The sequence below is a fragment of the Lachnospiraceae bacterium GAM79 genome (assembly GCA_020735665.1).
Lineage (GTDB): Bacteria > Bacillota > Clostridia > Lachnospirales > Lachnospiraceae > Coprococcus.
On the sequence record CP085928.1, the window covers coordinates 2172991 to 2193679 of the forward strand.

24 protein-coding genes are annotated in these 20689 nt (G+C 50.7%); all 24 read right to left on the reverse strand.

What is annotated here, in order from left to right:
• Entirely contained in the window at positions 1–960 is a 960-nt protein-coding gene (locus LK416_09790) for a RhsIA family immunity protein (protein ID UEA73951.1), read from the reverse strand.
• An 11-nt stretch (positions 961–971) separates the two neighbouring features.
• A complete protein-coding gene (locus LK416_09795) occupies positions 972–1919 on the reverse strand; it encodes a DUF4241 domain-containing protein (protein ID UEA73952.1) in 948 nt (315 codons plus the stop codon).
• A 5-nt stretch (positions 1920–1924) separates the two neighbouring features.
• Positions 1925–2251, reverse strand: coding sequence for a DUF5713 family protein (locus LK416_09800; GenBank protein UEA73953.1), 327 nt, complete (start codon positions 2249–2251; stop codon positions 1925–1927).
• 16 nt (positions 2252–2267) lie between these two features.
• A complete protein-coding gene (locus LK416_09805; GenBank protein UEA73954.1) occupies positions 2268–2813 on the reverse strand; it encodes a hypothetical protein in 546 nt (181 codons plus the stop codon).
• 16 nt (positions 2814–2829) lie between these two features.
• Positions 2830–3834, reverse strand: coding sequence for a DKNYY domain-containing protein (locus LK416_09810; GenBank protein UEA73955.1), 1005 nt, complete (start codon positions 3832–3834; stop codon positions 2830–2832).
• Complete coding sequence (locus LK416_09815; GenBank protein UEA73956.1) at positions 3831–4385, reverse strand: SUKH-3 domain-containing protein; 555 nt, start codon at positions 4383–4385, stop codon at positions 3831–3833. Before LK416_09815 ends, LK416_09810 begins: the two co-directional genes overlap by 4 nt.
• Before the next feature lie 26 nt (positions 4386–4411).
• Entirely contained in the window at positions 4412–5047 is a 636-nt protein-coding gene (locus LK416_09820) for a hypothetical protein (GenBank protein UEA73957.1), read from the reverse strand.
• Between the two features lie 22 nt (positions 5048–5069).
• Positions 5070–5669: a hypothetical protein gene (locus tag LK416_09825; protein ID UEA73958.1), complete on the reverse strand. Its 600-nt coding sequence runs from the start codon at positions 5667–5669 to the stop codon at positions 5070–5072.
• Positions 5659–6162, reverse strand: coding sequence for a DUF2004 domain-containing protein (locus LK416_09830; GenBank protein ID UEA73959.1), 504 nt, complete (start codon positions 6160–6162; stop codon positions 5659–5661). The genes LK416_09825 and LK416_09830 overlap by 11 nt, the downstream gene beginning before the upstream one ends.
• A 13-nt stretch (positions 6163–6175) precedes the next feature.
• Positions 6176–7015: a DUF2262 domain-containing protein gene (locus LK416_09835; protein ID UEA73960.1), complete on the reverse strand. Its 840-nt coding sequence runs from the start codon at positions 7013–7015 to the stop codon at positions 6176–6178.
• Between the two features lie 12 nt (positions 7016–7027).
• Positions 7028–7648, reverse strand: a complete 621-nt coding sequence (locus LK416_09840; protein ID UEA73961.1) for a hypothetical protein — start codon at positions 7646–7648, stop codon at positions 7028–7030.
• 11 nt (positions 7649–7659) lie between these two features.
• The gene (locus LK416_09845) at positions 7660–8739 is read right to left on the reverse strand and encodes an ankyrin repeat domain-containing protein (GenBank protein UEA73962.1); all 1080 of its coding nucleotides are present in this window, start codon (positions 8737–8739) and stop codon (positions 7660–7662) included.
• Between the two features lie 26 nt (positions 8740–8765).
• Positions 8766–9908, reverse strand: a complete 1143-nt coding sequence (locus tag LK416_09850) for a hypothetical protein (protein UEA73963.1) — start codon at positions 9906–9908, stop codon at positions 8766–8768.
• A 98-nt stretch (positions 9909–10006) separates the two neighbouring features.
• A complete protein-coding gene (locus tag LK416_09855; GenBank protein UEA73964.1) occupies positions 10007–10507 on the reverse strand; it encodes a hypothetical protein in 501 nt (166 codons plus the stop codon).
• Positions 10498–10893, reverse strand: coding sequence for a hypothetical protein (locus tag LK416_09860; GenBank protein ID UEA73965.1), 396 nt, complete (start codon positions 10891–10893; stop codon positions 10498–10500). Before LK416_09860 ends, LK416_09855 begins: the two co-directional genes overlap by 10 nt.
• Positions 10890–11432 carry a hypothetical protein gene (locus tag LK416_09865; protein ID UEA73966.1) on the reverse strand — a complete coding sequence of 181 codons (543 nt, stop codon included), beginning with the start codon at positions 11430–11432 and terminating at the stop codon, positions 10890–10892. Before LK416_09865 ends, LK416_09860 begins: the two co-directional genes overlap by 4 nt.
• Before the next feature lie 13 nt (positions 11433–11445).
• Positions 11446–11679: an immunity 17 family protein gene (locus LK416_09870; GenBank protein ID UEA73967.1), complete on the reverse strand. Its 234-nt coding sequence runs from the start codon at positions 11677–11679 to the stop codon at positions 11446–11448.
• A gap of 12 nt (positions 11680–11691) precedes the next feature.
• Positions 11692–13074, reverse strand: coding sequence for a DUF6138 family protein (locus tag LK416_09875; GenBank protein UEA73968.1), 1383 nt, complete (start codon positions 13072–13074; stop codon positions 11692–11694).
• Positions 13075–13088: 14 nt separating this feature from the next.
• Positions 13089–14204, reverse strand: coding sequence for a hypothetical protein (locus LK416_09880; GenBank protein ID UEA73969.1), 1116 nt, complete (start codon positions 14202–14204; stop codon positions 13089–13091).
• A 15-nt stretch (positions 14205–14219) separates the two neighbouring features.
• Positions 14220–14411 (reverse strand): hypothetical protein, encoded by a 192-nt coding sequence (locus LK416_09885; GenBank protein UEA73970.1) that lies wholly within the window; start codon positions 14409–14411, stop codon positions 14220–14222.
• Between the two features lie 247 nt (positions 14412–14658).
• Complete coding sequence (locus LK416_09890; GenBank protein UEA73971.1) at positions 14659–14922, reverse strand: helix-turn-helix domain-containing protein; 264 nt, start codon at positions 14920–14922, stop codon at positions 14659–14661.
• 15 nt (positions 14923–14937) lie between these two features.
• Positions 14938–16716, reverse strand: coding sequence for a type IV secretory system conjugative DNA transfer family protein (locus tag LK416_09895; GenBank protein ID UEA73972.1), 1779 nt, complete (start codon positions 16714–16716; stop codon positions 14938–14940).
• A 54-nt stretch (positions 16717–16770) separates the two neighbouring features.
• On the reverse strand, positions 16771–17709 hold the full coding sequence (locus tag LK416_09900; protein UEA73973.1) for a DUF3991 and toprim domain-containing protein: 939 nt from the start codon (positions 17707–17709) through the stop codon (positions 16771–16773).
• 14 nt (positions 17710–17723) lie between these two features.
• Positions 17724–20600 (reverse strand): relaxase MobL, encoded by a 2877-nt coding sequence (gene mobL, locus LK416_09905; GenBank protein ID UEA73974.1) that lies wholly within the window; start codon positions 20598–20600, stop codon positions 17724–17726.
• Positions 20601–20689: the final 89 nt, after the last annotated feature.

Sequence of the window (20689 nt, forward strand, 5' to 3'; positions counted from 1 at the left end):
TCACAATTCCGTGCGCTGCCAGCCGTTCAGCCGCTCCTGCACCGCATCAATCTTCCAGCCTTCGCCCACACGCTTCATAAGAAAGCGGCGGTCAAAGCCGATGTTTTTCTCCCTGGTGTAGATGTAGAGCTTGTTTTTGGTGATCTGCTCTGCGTCAAGGAATTCTTCCCCGTTGTAGGTGCCCTGGGCGCTGTATGAGAGGCCCAGAGGTCGATAGCCCGGACGGGGCTTTTCGTTCACATACTTCTCCCAGATCGCCAGCAGGCGGGGCACCGCCTCAGCATCTTCAAACCCGGCCTGCTCCATATACTGCTCCCATTCTGTCATTTCGGCAAAAAAAGCGGACAAGATTCTGCGACATTCCGCCGCCGCCTGTTCATCCAGCTGGACGGGCTTTTTGGCCTTTTCCCGCTGGAGCCGGGAGAAGTGTTCCATCTGCTCCTTGGCAAATTGCACATGGGCCACCGGCTTGATATAGTTGTTGCCGGCGATGGCCAGCAGGCCCTCGTATGTCACAGCGGTATGGTCAATCTGGATGTGGGAGAGTTTGGAGATGGAGGCTGCCTGGAGCAGACCGGCATCATCCAGCCCGGTGCGGTTAAGGGTCAAAAGATCCAGCTTGCAGCCTTGCAAGGCGGACAGGCCCCTGCCGTGAATGGCGGAATTGCCGTCCAACAGCAGATAGCGTAGCTTTGGCATAGCGGAAAAGACGGGGAAACAGGCGTCAGTGAGCGCGCCGTCCTCCACACCGAAATTCACCATGCTTTTGTGCCCGGCAAAGGGGGCAAGCAGTTCATCCGTCGCCGGATAATCTTTCACATGGAATCCCACCAGGCTGTAACCGGCCAGCCGCTCCATGAGTTCCATGGTCAGCTCCGGAATTTCAAATTTCTTTTCTCCGTCTAAGGTCAGGACACCGTTTTCCCAGTCCGCTGTCCGCGCCCGTTTTGGTAATTCCATAGCGTGCCTCCTTATTCCTGCTCTTTGTAACTGGCTTCAATGTCGATGAAGCGCACATACACGGCGCAGACTTCGCCCTTGGCGTCATAGCCGAAGTAGACGGGATAGTAACCGTCACCCCAGCCGGAAGCGAAGATGGGCAGGTTGCAGTCCGTGTCCGGCACCGTCCAGTTGAGCCAGTCGCCGTAGTCCCCCTGATATTTTGGGTGGGCTTGGGCGTTTTCCTCCAGTAAGTCACAGAACAAGTCGTTGTAGGGGTCGATGTCCGGGTCCACCTCCAGCCGCTTGGCCCAGTATGTCTTGAAGGCCGCCTGGGTCTGGATGTCCGCAATACACCCCATCCCGGCATCCACGCCGAAACCGAAGTAGTCGTCATCTCCCAGCGCCGTGTCCAACTCCTCGTTGCCCACCATGCCCAGCTCATAGCGGACAGGCTTCTTCTGAGAAACCTCCACCTTGACGCAGGCGTAGCGGTCGCCGTATTGTTCGCTGGGTACCACGCAGATTTTCACGGGATAAGTTCCGGCGGGGATCGTTTGAAGGAACGGCAGAGTGTCCTCCAGTTCCACCAGCGGATCACAGGCGAAGATCTGCCCGGTGGGGAAATGGACGGCGCCGATGTCCAGTACATCCACCGCCATGTTCCCAATCACTTTCTCTGTGAAATGGGCCTCCAAGTCATCTTTACAGGTCAGTTTATCCTTGATTGCTTCGTATTTGTTCAGCCATTCAGTTATAGGCATATCAGTTTCCTCCTGTTGATTCTGTTTCTTGATGTACAGACTCTTTGAGCCATCCCAGTAGCAGTTCACACACCGGCCATCCTGAAAATGATGGCCACAATTCGGGTAGCCATAGAGAATATGGGCACATTCCGGGCACAGCCCCATCATCTGTGAGGAGCCTTTGAAAAACAGGCTGCCGCACTCATCACTAAGGGCCAGTTCTTTTTCTGCCATAGGGCTCACCAGTCCCGTTCCCGGATGGCCTCCTCGGTGTCAATAGGGATGCCAAACCACTCCAGAATGTAGGCCACGGTTGCCGCGATACATTCCCGTGCCACCGTTTCGATCTCGCTGTCGTGCTCGTCAAACTCCTCCTGGAGATCATTGATGCCGCAGACCGCCTCGTCCAGTGTTTCCTGCACCACTTCGGTGTCGGTTTCGCCGCTTTCCAGCAGGTCGATGACCTTCTGAAGCTCGTCCTTTACCTTGTCTACCAAAAAAGCAGGATAGTAATTGTCCTGATACATCTCGTCCAGCAGTTTGTAATTGGGGTCAAATGCTTTCATCGTGATTTCTCCTTTCTCATTCAAACATCAAACCGTATGATTCGGTCAGGCTTCCGTCGTCCTCGTGAAATATACACTGATACAGAGGCTCACGCTGGGTTGCTTTGCGGAACCGCTCCAGAACCGGAGCCAGCGGCTCACCGTTAGGGATGCCGAGGGCATCAGACACCTGTTGCAAGCTGTCCATATCCATATCTTCCAAGTTACAGTTGCGCTGTCTCTGCCCATACTCCTCCAATGTTTTGGAATCTACATACTGCTTTGTGTCACAGCAGTCGTGCCAGCAGATACAGCTCACAAGCAGGGAAAAGAGGTCGTCCATGCTCTCGGCCAGACGGCCTGCCTCCCCTTCGCTGCTGTAATATCCAATGGAGCCATCTTCCAACAGGTGGTATTCTCCGCCGGAGCCATCTCTGGCAAAGGCCATGCCGGGCAGGGAAAAGGTGCATCGGCCTTCTGCGTCATCCCGCGGGGATAACTCATCCAGCAGGAAGAAGTCAAACAGCGAATCAAATTCATCCGCCAAATCAGGGTTTTCATGTAATATCTTCAAATAGTCCATAGCCGTTTTCCTCCGTTTACGGTTCTTGGGTCATTTTGCGAAGCTGTTCCAGCCACAGCGTTTCTTCCATTATCTCATCATTTTGGTAAAAATGGTCTTTGTCGCGGGCCAGATGATCGGCAAGCGGAGCCGCATCCACAGGAGTGCAGACTGTGAAACTGTCCCGATCCGCCCCCTTGATCTCCCGGTTGAGGTAGTACACCCGCTTGGCATCGCGGGAATACCAGTGCCCAAGCAGCTCCCAGGAAGTCAGCTCTGCTTTTGGAAGCTGTTTGCCGTAGGCATAGATCCGCTTCTCATCTCTGGCAAAATAGGTATCACCCAACGAGCGGAAAGAGGAAACTTCCGCGCCCTTGATGATCTTCACCTTGCCGTCTCCGTTGTGGAAGTAGACCTGTCGGCTGTCCTTTGCATATCCCTGGGGCGCACCCGAATCGTTCTGGCCGTTGTCTAATACCTGGAAGGCTGCCAGCTCTACATCTGGTATTCTCCCGCTGGTGGTGTAGACAGCTGTTTTATCCATCGCGTAGGCATAGTTTAACACCCGAAACGACGCCGGGTCTGCTCCACGCAGGCGAATCCCGCTGAGAAAGCAGGCCGTAGAGGATTTTCCCCAGTAATGCCAACAGCAGAAGTCTTTGGGCGCAATACCCTTCAACAAGCCGTTTTCATATAGACCGGAGAAATAGACCGCTCCATCCCGAAGGAAAAATTCGTTGTCCACCGGCTCTGTGTTGGTGAGCGGTTGGAGCATTTCTCCGTGCTCGGCTGTGATGCTCAACTCAATCTCATCGTCGCTGTAAACTAAGTAGAGTTCATGAGGGTCCTTTCTATCGAAATGCAGTTCAATGTCACAATATTTGAGAATCAAAGGTTTCCCGTCGCTTCTCATGGTGGAAACGGCATCGGGATTCCCGAAGATTTCTATGACCTCATCCTGCGACATTCCGAATTTCAGCGGTAAAATGTCCCGTGGATTCTGCAATATTTGATTGCGCCAAATCGTAAAGTCCTGTTTCATAGTTTTTCGTCCAGTGCCTCCACAGTTTTCATGGCAGCGGAATCAAATTTGCACTGCCGCAGTTCCCGTTCGATCAGGGCAAACACATCTGGAAAGCACTCAATCTCATCCTGGTACTCATATTTCGCATACAGTTTCCCATACTCCGAGATCCAAACCTCTGCCGGGTAGTAGTAGCCGATGTGACCGATGGGCTGGCACTTCTGACCAGCTGCCTGCTCGATCTCCGCCAGCTCACAGCCGGACATATCCCGGAAATAGGCGTCCTCCAAATGGTTTTTAATTCCGTTGACCAGGTAAGGGAACAGAGCAAACTCAAAGTCAGCCGCCCATTTCAGCTTTTTCTGCGCCAGGTACCACTCGTAGCACAGGCCGAAATATTTGCGGTAAAACCGCTGGGTGGTCTTCATCATCGGGACGCCATGATCGGCGTAATACTTCTCCGCAATGGAAATATCCACACTGCGGCCTTCCTGCCATCCGGCGTACTCCATCAGCTGCTTGACCTTGCTGCCCAGGTCGCCAGAGATAGGGATGCGTTCTTTGATCATTCAATTCACCTCCTGTCTGCTGCGAATCAAAGTTCATTTGGATACCCGATCTTGTCCAGGCCCGCCTTGATTTCTTCCCATTCATTGCGCTTGGGGTTCAGTGCAGCGACCAGTTCTTTTGTTACCGGCCCCCCATCAGCAAGCTGGCGCACAGCCTCCAAAGGCAGGTCTGCTGGGTAAAACCACTTTCCATACTTCACATAGGTCTGTGGATTGCCATCAATCGTGGGGAGCAAATCCTTGGATGCATCCTCGCCGTCCATGGGATTGCAGTTCCAGGTGGTGCCATCTTCCGTCCAGACGCAGAAGGTGCTTTTCATCTTTTTGACTTCACGGCTGCTCATGAGTTTTTGCAAAGCAGGGGGCATCCCATCTGTCAGGTCTTCGATACGGGGAAGTTTTTCCTCCCAGTCGTAGAGTTCAGAATCCACGCCGTTAATCACGCAGCCTTCGGGCGCGAATAGGACAATCATACTCTGGTCGCTACCATCGGTGGCAAAGAATGCCTCCTTGCCTTTTCGCCATGCGGGGTTGTATGTATAGTGGCGGATGAAGCTCCATTCCTCCTCCACCATGATGATGTCCAAAGCCGCCAGCCCTTTGCAGAAGTTTTTCAGGCGCTCCGCATTGGGAAGGCCAGATAAATCTTTTGTGGAAATCATGTGGTTATCCTCCTGTTTTTCATCACCACAGCCGGTCGATCTGGGTATATATCATATTCGGTTCTCTGTCCATAAAACTGGTCAATGCGTCGGTGGGTTCTGTAAGCGGCATCACATTCAAAATGTCCAGCACATAATACCAGATCCCTGTGTCCCAGTCTCGAAACCTCCCATTGCAGATAGCCCGACCATAATCACCAGGAATCAAATCCAGTGCCAGCTCATTGAGGGGCTGTTTTTGCCCGGTCTTATCATAGGTATATCGCTCCGGCATCGCACCAATATGCCAATCATAGCGGTAACGCACCTGGATTCCGGACTCCTGCTGAATCAGTTCAAAAGAGTGAACCCGCATTGTGCCATTAAGCTTCCATTCCATCAGCCTGCGACAGTCCTTATTGATCTGAAATCCATCGGGCCTCTGTAGGATAGATACAAAGTGTGTAGGCAGGCCAAAGGAATAATAAGAGAAGAAGTCTTTCGGCAGCCGCATCGCTCTGGGATACTGGTTTCGCTGTGCGGCGGCGTTTCCTCCCCGGCAGTCTTTATACCATTGCAGGCGGATCTGCTGGATCAGAAGTGTGGGCAGATATTTTTCTCTTTTTCGTTCCTCAGCTCTCATGTGTAATACAGAAAATATCCTTGTTCAAATCAAAGTAGATTACCAGCAGCTCGTCTGTGATCTCCGGGTTGAAGGACAGATCCATGATGAACACTTGTTGATCCATTTCGTCATCCACCAGACTACCAAACCGCTTGAGTTTCAAAAAGTCCACCATCTCGGCAAAGGACAGCTTGGATGGGGCTGTTCCCGGAAAAAGTTCCGCCGCAATATCTGAGCCTACATCGTCCCGGTGGAACTCCATGAAAAATGTCACAACGCTATGGTAGCGACTGTCCTCGTCCGCCAGCGCCGCTTTGATGGCGGTTTTGGCCTTCTCCGCCAATTTCTCCGCCTCATCCAGCATTTCTCCCACCGCATCCATGGCAGCAGGATCGCCGGTCAGTTCTTCCTCTACATCGAAGATAAAGGGTAGTCCCGATTCCTCGGGAAAGTTGAAGATTTCCTCGCCGGGTGTATATGTAAAATCAATGCGTTTACAGTTCAGTTTCATAATATTATCCTCCTTACCCCTCAATGTTGGCAGTTTTGAGGCCCTTTTTCAAGGAGCCGTAGACTGTCACTGCATGGTCGGTGAACATCTCGTCGCAGTCAAACCAAGCGGTGAAGCTGCCGCCGGAGGTGACGGACAGGCTGGTCATGCTGATTCGCCGGGCAAGTTCTTCCTCCGTAATGGGGTCTGTTTCCGGATCACGGGGATTTTCCTCATCCTGAGAGAGCCAGTTGTTGGCCAGCCCGGTCAGGTTCTTGGCTGCAAGCTCTCGCATGGCCTTGTCCCAGGTTTCACAGTCGGCCAGCAGCTTCTTGGCGGCACTGCGGGCGCGGGTCCAGGAGGGCTTGCTCTCGGCATTGACCTCAAGGGAAAGAAGCACATCCTTTCCGCGCCACTGGATCTCACCCTCAAAGACATCATGGTCCTTGTCCAGTGTCAGTTCTCCCAGCACCTGGTCCTGGATCACGACCGGCTTGTGGTACTCGTCCAGAACGGTCTGAAGTTCCGGGCAGTCCTCATGGGCCTTGACCACCTGGGAGATACACCAGGGCCACGCCACCAAATCCTTTGCCCATTCTTCTTTCATCCGGCGGATCTTCAGGCGGCAGATCTGCTCGTTTTGAAAGCGTTCCCAGCCCTTATCGCTGTTTCGTTCCTCGTCTGTGACTGGCCACTCCAGCCGCTCCTCTTTGGTGGTAACTTTGCCGGTGTCACAGAACACCATGCCCAGCGTCACAACGGTCATTTGCCAAAAGCCACCCTTGTTGTTATATCCGCCCCCGATGCAGCGATTGATCAGAGCGACCACTTCCTGCTCCTCGGGCTCGTACATCTCATAAAATTCTTCAAACATAGATCATTCTCCTCATCCCTCTATATGATTGTGGTATTCCTTTTCAAGCTGGGTGTACCACCGTTTCAGCATGGTTTCCAGACTGGTCTTTCCTTTCCGATCATAAAAAGCAAGGAACTTGTCCAGCAACTCAGGAAACAAATTCTTACCGGTATTTGTCAAGTCCTGATTGAGATAGACCATCCGCAGGATACGGTCATACCGGTCCAGAGGGTTCTTTTTCAGCAGCTCCTTTTCAAAGCAGAAGCGCAGGAATACCACATTCTCGTCGTAGAAGTCCTCCACCACTGCTGCTCCAATGCTGGTGTAGGTGATGTCGTACACCAACCGGCTCCAGTCAAATTTCTCGGTATAGAGCAATTTCAGCGCCTTCGCCCAATGTTCCTCCGGGATCACCAGCATCCTGTGCTGGGCGGTGCTGGAGTAGCCGCGGTAGACGGGTTCCGGCTGCCCCAGCAGTTCACTCACACTGTCGGCGTAGACGAAGCACAGCGCCTCATCGAACGGGCCACCGATGAAGTTGCCATTGCAGTACAGCATATAATTCTTGGACTTGGCCGGAGAGTAAGAGAGGTTGTATTCCTGCGAATCCAGGATTTTATGTACTTTGTTCAAAAAATCTATTGATGTCATCGGTTTGCTCCTTATTCCTCAAACTCGCCCTCGATCATTCCATTGAGATATTTTCCGGGATCAGCGATAAATTCCTCCCATTTGGCCAGGGGATGGAACTCCTTGTGCTCGATGTCCAGATACCACAGCTTTTTGTCCCTGGGGCTCCACAGCAGCAGGTAGTCGCTGTAATTGTCCATGGCCGCCATGAGGGAGAGCAGCCTTTTTCGTTTCCAGGTCATCTCCTGCACATCCATGTAGGCGTACAGCTCCGCCCATTTCACCCACTCCTGCTCCGGGAATTCCAAACGCAGGGGGCCGGTCTTCAAGTATTCCACCAGCTTGGCGGGCAGTTTATAGGGCATGAGCTGCCGGATCTTTTCCTGCTCATTGTGCCAGTCCTCCGGTTCCAGGGCTTTTAAGTAGTCGGCCAGCTCCTGATTTTTGTTCTGCACCGCCACGGTGTAAGGCCGGTCGCCGTATTTGTCGGCAATGGTGATGTCGGCCCCCTGTTCCACGAGCCAGCGCACCATAGGGAAATCGTTGGAGCGGGCGGCCTCGGTGACAGGGGTGGAAGCATAAGGGAACACCATGTCCGGCTTGTGGTAATTGATGTCTGCACCTTTTTCCAGCAGGAGTTTGGCAAGTTTGGCCTCTCCATCAGACACAGCGGCCCGAAATGCCTCGCCGCCAAACTTGTCCACTGTGATCCCGGCTTGCTCCAGCACCGGGATATTCTCCGGGCGCTTGCCCCAGCGTACTTCCTGGAAGGCACGCTCTTTCTGCTTCGGGCTGAGTTTTACGGCCTGTCCAGCAAAGAGGGTGACCACCTCCGGCCCACAACAGCGGGCAGCGGTGAGCAGCAGGGGCTGTTCCTCTGCCAGACCGGGATCAGCTCCATGCTCCAGCAGGAAGTGAATCATAGGCACATCGTTCCGAAAAACCGCGATTTCCAATGGCATCAGCTTGATGTATTCGCTGAGCTGGATAGGAGCACCCAAATCCAGCCCGCCTTGGAGCAACGCCTCCAACTTGGGAGTGTCATGGTCACAGATGGCGGCAGCCGTTTCCGGGAGGGTCTCCCAGCGGCCAATATATGCAATTTGGTACATAAGGCACCCGCTTTCTCGTCTTGTACTCATTCATCCCCGAACCGCTCAGCAGCATCTTTGTAAACAGTAATACTTTCTTCCACTTTTACTTTTTCGCTGCGAATACGGAAGTAGTCCCGCAGAATGCTCTTCAGTTCCGGGTTTTCTACCTTGCGGGGCAGCAGGCTGATGAACATTTCGTCGTAGCTTCCATATAGCACACCGCTCCGGTTGTAGGTCTGCCATGTCACCGTAGGTTTGCGGCCCTCCGGGTCCTTGGCCAAATCAAAGAGCCACCGCTCATCCAGATCCACATAGCGTTCAATCATAAACCTTGTGTCATAGGTTCCATAGCTATAATTCCCCCAGAAAATCAGAGCGATCATTCCATCCGGCCCCAGGCGTTCATAGGTCCAGCCTTCCGGATAACAGCGGTAATGGAGCATTCCCAGCGCATGGAACAAATAGCCTTTTTGCGGCGTATCCAGAAGGGGCGAATAGGTCTCGTACACCTGCTCCTTGGGCTGGGTGATGATCGCCTTCATAAAGACCGGCATCAGCCAGTTGCCGCCGTAGCGTTCATTCAGCTCATCAGCCAATGCTTGCAGTCGCTCATCCGGGTTGCGGATCAGGGAGGCGGTCAGCACCACAGCGGGAATTTTCTCTTTTTCCTTGGGTGTGGCATCCCAAATGCGAAGCCCGTCCGTGATCCACCAGGAGGTACAATCATCATCAGAATAAACAGGCGTGCGTTTCAGCTGGGCGATCCGCTGGGTGTTTTCCGCCAGGAAGCGGTAGACCTCCAGCATTTTAGGCGAGGCTTTCCCCAACATCAAATGGAAACAGAAGTTCAGTTGTTCTATATCCAGCGGCTTTGTGTCCCCCTCGTCCAGCAGCTTGGAGAGAGTCTTCAGAATAACTGGGGCGATCTGCTCCGATACACAGTCGGAACAGGCATCCGACATGATATTGCTGCCCATCCATTTACCCTTGACCAACTTGGCCCACAGTGGGGCAGCAGGGGCATACTCCAGATGCGCCAAGGCCTTCTGAGCAGCCGTTTTGTACTTGCCCTTTTCTGTATTCACAAGCTGGAACAGCAGTTCGGCGTTTACTTCATCCTTGCCCAGCTCCAAAATGGCCTGTTCTCGCTTTACGCCCTTGGGGGGCAGTTGTTCCAAAGTCATCATTCATTTTTCTCCTATCCCACAATGGTGGTTTCCTTGACGGCCAGATTGTCGTAATTCATAGCGATCAGCTTCTCGGCGGCCTCCGGGGTACACATGAATCAAGTGCTCTCGCCCCAGGCGTCCATCCTTGTGACGGTGAAGAAGTCGGTTTGGGCAGAAGCAGGTTCTCTTGCGTCAATATAGTAATCGGAGTAGAGATACACCAGATCGACCTCTCGCTCCGGTAGCCACTTGGCCCGGCGCGCACGCGGTTTACCATTTTTCAGAGTCTTTTCTCTGGGGTTCTCAAACCACGCCAGTTCCTTGAGCTTCAGACCGGTGAAGGTATCCATGAGCCGCTGGGCAATCTCCCGGTGGGTGAATACTCCGCAGTCCCAGGAGCCCATCAGCCATGTCTTTATAAAGTCGCCCACCTTGCTGCCGGGAGCAGGCGGCCCATAGACGCTCTCATCCGCCCACATGACCTCCAGCTTTTCACATTGATCTGGCCGAGGACAAGACTGCTTATTGCCATAGCGGTACATGATATTTACATAGCCATAGTCTTCTCCGGTTCGGTCATGACCGACGGCTTCTACTTTATAGGCAGTTATGGACATTGCAGTTCCACCTCCTGAGCCAGTACAAATCCGCACAGTCCAAGGGATGAGTCGATGACAAATACCCGGATGTGCTCCCGTTCCATGCGCTTCCGCAGTTCCTCGATACTGCAGCAGGCGGGAAAGCCGTAAGAGATAGTCCCGCCCAGCAGGTCTTTGTACTGCTGGAAAAACCCATCCACGGTAATCTCTTCCATACCAAAGAGGATGTTGTCCTGAATCACATTTTCAAACCAGTGGGCCAGCAGGCCGGTGAAGCGAACGGATACTTTCTCTCCGGCCTCGGTCTGGGTATCCATGTGCAGGGTATGGGCTTCAAAGTCAGCGCAGTAGCGCAGGACTCGGTTGTCGTGCAGATTGTCAAAGGATTGAATTACCATACTCATGCCAATTCCGCGTCCAGTATCTGGACGGGTTTTCCTTTCTCATTCACATAGTAAAGGGCGATATAGTCGATGCCATCCCGCTTGACCTGCTCCCAAGGTATACGCTCACCGTTGATTAGTTCCACAGTATCTGCCTCGTCCGGGTCGAAGTCTTCTTTTTCGTCTTCATAGTCGATACTGTAACCCAGCTCCAGCACCAGTTTGGAGGCAGGGATTTCGTACCGCTTGAGGGGACGGTGTTCCAATTCAGATGGATTATGTTCATCGCAAAACATATTGTCGTAGCCATGCCGTCCACCGTCAAAGATGACGAACTCCTCGCCGCTCTCCGGATCACGGGCTGCCACCAGTCCGGGAGCCGGAGAGCCATCTACAATATAGGATTGGGGCTCTCCTTTCACCGTGAGCAGATCTCCGTAATACCAAACCTCCAGCAGTTCATTGCCGGTGGTGGAACAGAGTGTCACGGTGGGCAAACGCTTCTCCGCCCACTCTTTCACATGGCCGGTGAGCCAGGTGGGATATTTCTCAGTCATCATAGTCTTTCTCCTCCTATTTCAATTTCAGTACAAATCCCCAGATGCTCACTACGATCAGGAGGACACCCAGCAGGAAGAACACCACCCGCCGGTATCCTCTGCTGTGGCGGTGGGCATCTCGCGTACCAGTGGGATTGCAGAGCCAGTTCCAGTTGCGGATCGCTCCAATTAAAATCACGGCCCCGATGAGCACCGAGGCAATATACCAATGCTCTTGCAAAAATGCTGTGACCTGTTCGCTGTTCATTCTACTTCCTCCTCACGCAAATACCTGCTGGTATTTCTCTTTCAGTTCCTTGGGCGCCGTCTTGATGACCTTGCTGCCGCCGTTTTCAGAGGCTGTGCCCCAGATGGCCCAGAGCACATCACGCCACAGGTAGGCCAGCGCCCTTTTGTTGCTGCCGGATTCTTCCGACAGGTAATATTCCAGATGCCCCTTGATCTCCAGTAGCGCATCCAGGCTCTCCTCATTGGCGATCAGGGTGCGGAACTCCTTTGCGGGCTTCAGATTCTGCATGGACTGGACACCGTGGACCAGCACCGGCAGGGACTGAGCAGTAAACCCGTACTTCTTAAAAAAGGTGTGAATAAACTTTTCTTGCAAAGAGGAGTGCTCGTCATCACAGCGATCCAGGTAATCGCACACCAGCCGCCACCACTTCGGCCCTTCCAGTCCCAGGGCAAACACGGCAAAGGTGCCAGGCATGGCGCAGGACTCATCAGAGAGGTTGTTGTACCACTCGTCCTCCTGCATGGCCAGCCGAGCATAATTCTCCATCCGGACATGGAGACGGGGATACCGCACCGCACAGGCAAAAAGCTGATGGACACCCTTCTTGGGCAGGCCGGGGATGGGCAGGTAGATCTTCTCTGGTCCGCGAAACTCGATGGAGTAGCTGCGGGGGAACTCCGGCTGCTCCAAAATCTCAATCAGATAGCTGAGAGCCTCCTCACAGGCCCCCTCGCCGCAGTCCTTGGCGGTAATGCGGATGGTGGCGAAAGCGTCGTTAGCCGAGGCGGTCAGGTGCTTTGTTTTCCGCTTTTGGATATTAGGCGGCAATTTGCCGCTACCATTGGTTTTCAGTTCCTTTACCATGTCAGGACGAATCTGGGAAACCAGGCCAAGGATGTGTTCAGTGGTGAGGGATTCAAAACTCTGCCCATACACCGTATGGCAGATCGCCACATAGCAGGCAAAGCGCAGCAGACCTTCATCCACATCCTCCGGATGCAATTCTGGCAGTACTGTACAGGGCGGGAAGACGGTAAAGCCATCATCCCGCTCTCCCACAAGGAAGAACCGCTCCTGCACCTGCTTTTCTATGTACTTCTCCAATGTATAGCGGATCTCTTCCCAGCCAACCAGCCGCCGCATGGCATCGCATAGGGAAACAGCAACATCGCAGGGAAATTCCTTCAACGGCAGACCGGTCAGATACCGCTCCAGCAGTTGATCGGGAAGAAACGGTGTCCCGTTGTGATTTCGCACTACGGTCGGGTAGGCGGAGTGATTTTCACGGGCGGTGCCATTCAGCACATCCTGAATGCAGAGATCCGCCTCTGCCAGCACCTCCGGGGAGGTGTCCGGCTTGTGGATCAGATAGTAGCGGTCATGTACGCCGTCACGCTTTGGTAAGCTCATGGCAAGGTCTCCTCTCAGGTCTGCTGGTGCTGCATGGATACGATCTGGCAGTCCGAGCAGAACTCCACATAGAGCGTGCCCTCCGCACAATCAAACACCGTATCCCACTGGATCTGAGCCAGATACTTCATGGGTTTGCCGCAGTGGGGGCAGGTGGTATATTCCGCGTCCTGCACCCAGTTGGCAAAGCCGCCGATGGTGTTCACATCCTGGCAGGCCGCGCCGTAAAACAGGGGCACAGGCGCTTCGCCCAGCACAAAGGGATTTTCCGTGAGGGCCTTGTAGTCCTCGGAACTGACATAGCAATCCGTCTTCTCCGCCCCGTCAAAGAGTTCGGAGGGGAAGACCTCCACGCCGCCATCCAGGGTGAACCGGTTGAAGGCGGGGCCTTTGAGAAATCCCACACAGCTGGGGCAGCAGGTGGCGGTCAAGATGCCGTCCAGTCCCAGGAACCGGAGCCGCTCATCCCGGCCGTCCAATACCAGCATGTCCACCATGCGCCCGCCACAGTGGGGGCATGTGTCCTCCCTTGCCCGGCCAATGCGGACGGGAGATTTCTCATCGGTGGTTCCTTTGACCATAGGATAGCAAGTGTCGAAGTTGAGTTGGATTTTCTGGCCCTCCTTGTTGAAGGTCCAGCCTCCGATCTGCGCATAGCTGGATGGGTCCACATAGAGGCCCTTGCGCCAGGGCCGGGGATTTCGCTCCAGCTCCAGCAGCGTCTCCATTGCCTTGTCATCTCCCTGCATAGCAAGGCAACTCATCAGGTTGGAAGCCGCGCTGGAATATTCCGCAGACAACAGCGCATGGATCAGACCATCCCGCACATCGGCGGGAGCGTGATAATAGATTTCACACGGCCAGAACACCTCTGCGGCCAGTGCCACTCGCTGAATCTCCGGGGTGATGGCATCATGGTAGCCAAGCAACTGCCAAAAGTCGGTGAACTCCGGGTCCTCCATATCAGCCAGCCTCTGGATGTTCTGGATCAGGTTTTTCTGTTTCTTCGTGATTTGTTCCGGCGTCCAGGCAAGAGCAGCTTGCCGTTCTTGCTCGCACTTACATTTCCAACACAATCCCTCATAACCCAAGGGGGTTCCACAGCTGGGGCAGGTATATTTCAGACTCATGTTCTCATACTCCTTTCAGGCAATAAAAAAGCCCCACGCCGCACTGTCATAAAGACAGGCTGACGCAGGACATGAAGAAGCCGCGTTGAAGGAGCCGCATCCACCAGCAGATGTAGTTTCTTCAACAACCAAAATATTTTTTTCGTATCTTAAAGCAGCAAATTGCTGTCCAATATATTGATTCATCGCAACACCCTTTTTATTCACATAGCATTGTCTTTTATTATACCACATATTGTTTTATTCGGGAATATTTTTCTTACCCTAAGTTGTTTTATATTCACCAAAAATTGATACGCATTAACCTCACACTCACCTTCTTTTTTTATAGATAACTGTCTAATTTTTTCTCTGATTATTATATTTCTTCAAGTGATACCTTCTCTTCATATGTCATATTGCCATATCCCATATGCCACCAAGAAAACAAACTGATCCCTTGGTGGCGTATCTTTTAGCTGCTGTCTATCAGCGTATACAAAAGACTGCTTTTTCCTCCGTTTTCACGCCACCTCTGTTCCTTTTTTATAAGCCCAGCCTTTACCAGATCCTGAATCGCCCGCTCTACAGTTCTCCGTGATAGGTTTAATTCCTTTGCGATAGTACCAATCGCAGGATAGCATTGTCCGTCTGTATTACTCCGGTCTTTCAAATACATATACACAGCTTTAGCCCGATGAGGCAGATCTGAAGAATAAATTTTAGAAAAATAAGCCATCTGTTCTCCTCTCTGCTAATCAGTTCTAAGAGGTAGTCTTCGAGTAGCTGCCTTATGCTGTTTTTCCTTCGCTGTCTCTCCATGAGCCTTTCCCCCTAAAAAAGAAGCCTCCTCCAACTTTCCGCTTTCAACAGATCCCCTCCATAAGTCTTCCTCATCAAAATCAGACCGCCTTACTATTTCCTCCTCCAATTCCAATCGGTCAGCATATACAACCTCTCTTGCTGCCTGTTCCGGGACTTCATAAACCTCCTCAAACCGGATACCCCATTTTAAAAACAAAGGAAGTCTTGTCTTCATAGGGCATACCCCTGTCTTAGCAAGAATGAAATTCCCTTTTGGCAAGGTCTTTAACTCCTCCGGCGCCATTAATGGTCTGCTCATCATTTGCAGGCTCTGGCTGGGGTCATTTTTTCCTCTGGATATAGAACCAGACAACACCGTTCTGTTTCCCAATGCTTTTGATAAGATTTCTGCGCTCTCTGAGTTTGGTGCAAAACCTCCAAACAAAATATCCTGGCAGTTATCGATGATAATACTGGAACCTTCTTTTCCATAATTCTTTTCCAACTGCGCAAAGCTTTGAATGATAGGAACCATGCTGATCCGTCTTGAACGGCCTGCGGAAAACATCATCTCCATGGATTCAATTTTTGGTATGGTTCCGATTTCATCTGCAAACATCATGACTCTGTTGGGCAGCTTTCCTCCATGTTCATCTGCAATCGTCAACATTTCCCGGTAAAGCTGTTGTAAAAACAGGGATACCATAAAATACTTCGTGTTATCTTCTTCCGGCAGCACAATAAAAATTGCTGACTTTTCCCTACAGAATGTTTCCGTGTCCAAAGTACTCTCAAAGCACAGGATCTGTTCCATCTCAGAATCCAGAAACGCATTCAATCTGGACATTGTTGTGGATAGCACAGAGGCCATTGCCTGATCCGCAGAATTTAAAGCTGCTCCTGCAAACCACTTCGCCTTGTGAGTAGGTGGCAGCTTATCCATAAGTAACTGGAACAGGCTCCGGTTCTTCACGGGGGATGGCGCCAGAAGATCCTGAATCAGCTTGAACACAGAAATGATATGGCGTTTCTCTGGCGGGCAATACTCTGCAATCAACAGAATCACAGAAGTCAGCAAACCTTCTGCTGCATCATAGAAAAAAGCATTTTGTCCATAACTGCTGGCAGAAGCCCCTTCAGAGCAGATAATTGTTTTAGCTGTAATTTTCGCATACTTCTCTGCTCTTGCCTTTGCTGCCAGATTTTCAGGATTCTTTAAATACTCATCCATGTATTTATTAACCAGCGTCAGGATATTGTTGCCATCAGAACGGGTGGGATTTCGTAAATCCAGAATGGAAATCCGATAGCCATAATATTCCTTGGCTATACCTGCATAATTACGAAACAGATCGCCCTTCGTGTCTGTGGTGAGGAAACTCATTCCTGAAGCACAGGCATATTCGATATTGGGGTATAAGAAGTTTGCGGTCTTACCCACTCCTGCTGCCCCGATCATGAGACAGTGAATATCTCCACTGTCTACCAGTGCTGAAATGGAATTTCCTTTCTTTTTGCATCCAACTACCAGCCCCTGCTCTTTTGGTAGATGCTTTCCTGCTCTCCATTGTTCCGGTTCATATGGTACATGTGCATACGTTTCCCGTATTTCCTTTTCCGTTGCAAACCGTGCAGTTCCATACTGCCCGTCTCCTACCGTTCTCGATTTAATTCCGTTTAAGGTATAATGATTTGATATCATTACCAGACTGCCGATTACAGCGAACATCCCCAAACCTATACAAATAAATATAATGACTCCCTGTATCCTACTCCCCTCCTCTCACATCATCTGTATAACTGTCTGCTGTCTATTCATATATTCCGGCGGTGGCTTCTTCAGTTCTTGAAGATCCTCATTCCAATCCTTAAGATTTGAAAAAAGCGAGAATACCATATGGTATCCCCGCTCAGACAGGTTTTTCTTTATCCGTTCCCTTGCCTGGATTCCCGCCTTATCATGATCCAGACATAAAGCAATTTGGGAGATGTGCGGTGCATCATTCAAAAGCTGCATCAACGCATGTTCTGCCACCCCACAGAGTGCCACATAACTATGATCCATCCACCCCTTTTGATACATGGAAATAAAAGACAGCATATCAATCGGTGCCTCAAATACATACACGGTATTACTCTTCCCAATCCAACGAAAACTGTACCTTGGATCACATCCTTCTACATTCCCCTTAAATGGTTGTCCCTTCTGACAGGTTCCCCTTTTATGTGCATGGCGTGGAATTCCATCTGAATCAAAACCCACAAACACAACATTATGATATTTGACATCTTCATAAATCATGTGTTTTCCTGCAAATACAGATACTACTTTAGGATCCACACACCTTGTCTTTATCAGATACGCAAAAGCACGGTGCATGGTCTGGTTCGCCTCTGGAAGTACGAATGGCTTTTTCGGTTCTAGTTGCTGATTCACGCTTTCCCGGTATGCAACTCCCTGTTCTCCGCCAAGCAGCATTGTAACTGCGTCCGGAAAGCTCTGGTTATAAAACATCCGCACAAAGTCAATGGCACAGCCTCCCTTTTCTGTCGCGTGATCATACCATCGATTTCCCCTCACTGTAATACTGTGATCACTGGCCAGGCGCTTTTCTCTTCCAGAACGAAGCAGCTTTTCCCCCTGCCTGGAAAGAAAATCTTCCAGATCCACCGCATTGGCCCTCTGTTTCTGTTCTTCCGTAAAATAAACAAATTCTCCCATGCCATCCTCCTTCGTCAATAAATACCTTGTGCCGGCTCCTGATCCTCCCTATGATGTCCTTGAGCCTGCTTTTTCTCTAACAGTTTCCTGCGTCGTTTCCGGTCAATCTGATACCGCTTCATTTCCATTGGTCTCTGTACTTCTTCGCAAAACAGCTTTTCCAGATGATGAAGCAGTCTGGTTGCTGCCAGAAACAAGGATGGATCCTGATATGCATCCAGATGTTCCAGTAAAAAACTGGCATACAGATTTCCTTGTTCTGCCGATGCTGTCAGATATTCCACTGCCTTTTCCCGATCACGGGAAACATCTCTGCCACAGAGATATAACTTTCCCAATACATACTGGGCATACTGGTTTCCTTTTTCCGCACATAGTCCTAGGTAATGTACTGCTGTTTCCACATTTTTCGTTACATGTTCTCCTGAAAGATATAACTTCCCTAACTGATAAAAGGCCCATTCATTTTTCTGCTCCGCTGCCTGTTGAAGCCATTTCATTGCCACTTCCACTTGAGGAGAATACTCTTCCCCCTTGAGATATAGCATTCCAAGCCGATACTGCGCATACGGATTTCCTTTTTCCGCTGACAGGCTGAGCCACTTCACAGCCGCTTCCACATCCTTCGGTATTTCCTCCCCCAAAAGCAACAAACATCCCATCCGATATGCAGCATATTCATTTCCAAGTTCCGCTGCAGAGCGGAACCATTTCATGGCCTGATCCATATCTTTATTAAAATACACACCATCCTGGTATAATTTCCCCAACACATACTGGGCAGCTGAGTGCTCTGCATTTGCTGCTTTTGTAAGCCATTCCACTGCCTGGCCGCTGTCTCCACTTCCCGTTTCCAGCCAGAGTGTTCCAAGTGCATACTGAGCATTGATATTCCCCAGCTTTGCAGACTTTTCCCAATACCTGGCCGCCCCCTCATCATCTTTGCTGGTTCCCGTTCCAGTATGAAGCATCTGACCAATCCGGTACTGGAGTTTATCATCATGACTTTTTTCTTCCAGAACCACAAAACCGGAATACGCATTCTGAAATCTCCACTCTGCCTGCTGTAAATCCGGCTCTGTACCCAAACCATCCCTATACATCTTCGCCAGTTCCAGGCTGGCATAAGGATTTCCCTGCTCTGCTGAACTCATATATAGAGAAAACGCCCGTATATCATTTTGCTCCACCCCCCGGCCCCGCCGGTAAAGCCCAGCCAGCGAATACTGGGCATACTTATGATCCATTGCAGCCGCCTGAGAAAACCAGTGTGCCGCCTTTTCATAATTTTGTTCTGCTCCCAAACCAGAAGCATACATTTTCCCAATACGATATTGCAGATAGGGTTTCTCCTTTTTCTTTACGGATTCTTCTCTTACAAGAAATGCTTCCAATGCTTTCTCATACCATTTCTGTGCCAGCCCAACATCCGCATCCCGTCCCAAGCCATCCGCAAACATCCGGCCAAGGTCGTGCATGGCAAACCCATTCCCCTGCTCTGCTTCCTGAAGGAACTTCTGATATGCCTTTTCAAAATCCTGTAATGTAGAATCGCTGCCATACAAATAATTCCTAGCCTGTATATATCCATCTGTCCACCAGTTGGAACTGGATTTTTCTTTTCTGCCATTAGGAAAAAGCTCTTGCTTGAGTTCCTCCTCCGCATAGTCCGAATCTAGTTCCCCTGTCAGCTCTGCTACCGGATTTGGTTCTTGTATAAAAAAATCGTCCTTTGGTTCTGAGTATCCATCTTCATTCTCTTCAAACAAAAAATGATGACTGCCAAGCCTCAATGCTTCTGCAATCACCATATTTTTGATACTTTTTAATTTAGGCTGTTTTGATAAAGGCGGTAATTCTTCCGTCTGTTTTCGGTAGGTCTTCACAATCTCATCCTGCCATAGCCCCCATTCCCGGTACAGGGCAGACACCCGGTCATCTTTCTCCAACTCGTCTACGATGTGATCGACCAGATCCTTCACATCTCTCTTCAGGTAGCCATAAACCTTTTTCCCACCTGTATTCTGCAGCCGTTTAGAAAGCTGCATCATACTGGTTTCAATTTCCGAACTCTTAAGCGTCCCCGCCCGTATTTCATCTATCCATGTCTTCATTACAACTTCCGACCGTTCCTTTAAATCCATACGAGACTGCGCCTGTTCCTCATAAATATTTGCAAAATCCTGACGGAAAATATCATGCGCCAGCTCAGAACGCATGGCCTCAATCGACTGCTTTGTCAGATACCCTTCTCCATCTTTTACTGAGTACACCAATAGATGAACATGGGGATGATGGCTTTCATTATGAAATGCAGCGTACCATTTCAGATTGGCGCTGTCAATTTTCATATGCTTACACAGCATTGCCCGTTTGGAACGCAGCAATGCCATCCACTGAACAGCACTGTCATACCCTAACCGGGCTGCATCCTCGCGCCGAAGGGAAATCACATGGGTCCACACAATTCCCTTGTGATCTGCCACTTGATTCTGCACCTGTCCAAGAACCACCGGTTCTCCCTCATCTGTAAACAGACCATGCTCACCAATCTTTTCTACACGGGGACGATGCGCCAGATAATCCACATAATTTTTTCGCGTCGCTGCTATATCAAGATTTTGTTCCAATGCACAGAAAATAAATTCCGAGGCATTTTCGATTGTTGGTTTTCTTTGATAATCTTCATACTCCAGCATTTCTTTTGTCGCCGGAAAATCCTGCAGGAGCTGATGCACTAACTTCTTTTGACTCACCGTTGCTGGGAGGTGCTTTTTACTTGTATCAATTTTCTCTACCCCTTTCCGCGTTCCAATGTAATGGACATAATTTTCTTTCTGAGATGGTTTTGCATCTTTTAAATATCGGGAAGTAAAAATAAGTTTTGTCATGTTACTCCTTTTTAGAAAGCAAAAAGGAACCTATGGCTTATCACACACCATGGCTCCTTTTACTTTTTATCACATCTTCTTCCGTTACA

What these genes read in the sequence shown, in the direction of transcription:
- LK416_09895 (UEA73972.1), bottom strand. Translation starts at nt 16,716, where the DNA reads ATGTTCGCTGTAATCGGCAGTCTGGTAATGATATCAAATCATTATACC.
- LK416_09790 (UEA73951.1), bottom strand. Translation starts at nt 960, where the DNA reads ATGGAATTACCAAAACGGGCGCGGACAGCGGACTGGGAAAACGGTGTC.
- LK416_09850 (UEA73963.1), bottom strand. Translation starts at nt 9,908, where the DNA reads ATGATGACTTTGGAACAACTGCCCCCCAAGGGCGTAAAGCGAGAACAG.
- LK416_09810 (UEA73955.1), bottom strand. Translation starts at nt 3,834, where the DNA reads ATGAAACAGGACTTTACGATTTGGCGCAATCAAATATTGCAGAATCCA.
- LK416_09820 (UEA73957.1), bottom strand. Translation starts at nt 5,047, where the DNA reads ATGATTTCCACAAAAGATTTATCTGGCCTTCCCAATGCGGAGCGCCTG.
- LK416_09855 (UEA73964.1), bottom strand. Translation starts at nt 10,507, where the DNA reads ATGTCCATAACTGCCTATAAAGTAGAAGCCGTCGGTCATGACCGAACC.
- LK416_09840 (UEA73961.1), bottom strand. Translation starts at nt 7,648, where the DNA reads ATGACATCAATAGATTTTTTGAACAAAGTACATAAAATCCTGGATTCG.
- LK416_09835 (UEA73960.1), bottom strand. Translation starts at nt 7,015, where the DNA reads ATGTTTGAAGAATTTTATGAGATGTACGAGCCCGAGGAGCAGGAAGTG.
- LK416_09825 (UEA73958.1), bottom strand. Translation starts at nt 5,669, where the DNA reads ATGAGAGCTGAGGAACGAAAAAGAGAAAAATATCTGCCCACACTTCTG.
- LK416_09830 (UEA73959.1), bottom strand. Translation starts at nt 6,162, where the DNA reads ATGAAACTGAACTGTAAACGCATTGATTTTACATATACACCCGGCGAG.
- LK416_09900 (UEA73973.1), bottom strand. Translation starts at nt 17,709, where the DNA reads ATGGGAGAATTTGTTTATTTTACGGAAGAACAGAAACAGAGGGCCAAT.
- LK416_09860 (UEA73965.1), bottom strand. Translation starts at nt 10,893, where the DNA reads ATGAGTATGGTAATTCAATCCTTTGACAATCTGCACGACAACCGAGTC.
- LK416_09875 (UEA73968.1), bottom strand. Translation starts at nt 13,074, where the DNA reads ATGAGCTTACCAAAGCGTGACGGCGTACATGACCGCTACTATCTGATC.
- LK416_09890 (UEA73971.1), bottom strand. Translation starts at nt 14,922, where the DNA reads ATGGCTTATTTTTCTAAAATTTATTCTTCAGATCTGCCTCATCGGGCT.
- LK416_09805 (UEA73954.1), bottom strand. Translation starts at nt 2,813, where the DNA reads ATGGACTATTTGAAGATATTACATGAAAACCCTGATTTGGCGGATGAA.
- LK416_09870 (UEA73967.1), bottom strand. Translation starts at nt 11,679, where the DNA reads ATGAACAGCGAACAGGTCACAGCATTTTTGCAAGAGCATTGGTATATT.
- LK416_09815 (UEA73956.1), bottom strand. Translation starts at nt 4,385, where the DNA reads ATGATCAAAGAACGCATCCCTATCTCTGGCGACCTGGGCAGCAAGGTC.
- LK416_09845 (UEA73962.1), bottom strand. Translation starts at nt 8,739, where the DNA reads ATGTACCAAATTGCATATATTGGCCGCTGGGAGACCCTCCCGGAAACG.
- LK416_09800 (UEA73953.1), bottom strand. Translation starts at nt 2,251, where the DNA reads ATGAAAGCATTTGACCCCAATTACAAACTGCTGGACGAGATGTATCAG.
- LK416_09795 (UEA73952.1), bottom strand. Translation starts at nt 1,919, where the DNA reads ATGGCAGAAAAAGAACTGGCCCTTAGTGATGAGTGCGGCAGCCTGTTT.
- mobL (UEA73974.1), bottom strand. Translation starts at nt 20,600, where the DNA reads ATGACAAAACTTATTTTTACTTCCCGATATTTAAAAGATGCAAAACCA.
- LK416_09865 (UEA73966.1), bottom strand. Translation starts at nt 11,432, where the DNA reads ATGATGACTGAGAAATATCCCACCTGGCTCACCGGCCATGTGAAAGAG.
- LK416_09880 (UEA73969.1), bottom strand. Translation starts at nt 14,204, where the DNA reads ATGAGTCTGAAATATACCTGCCCCAGCTGTGGAACCCCCTTGGGTTAT.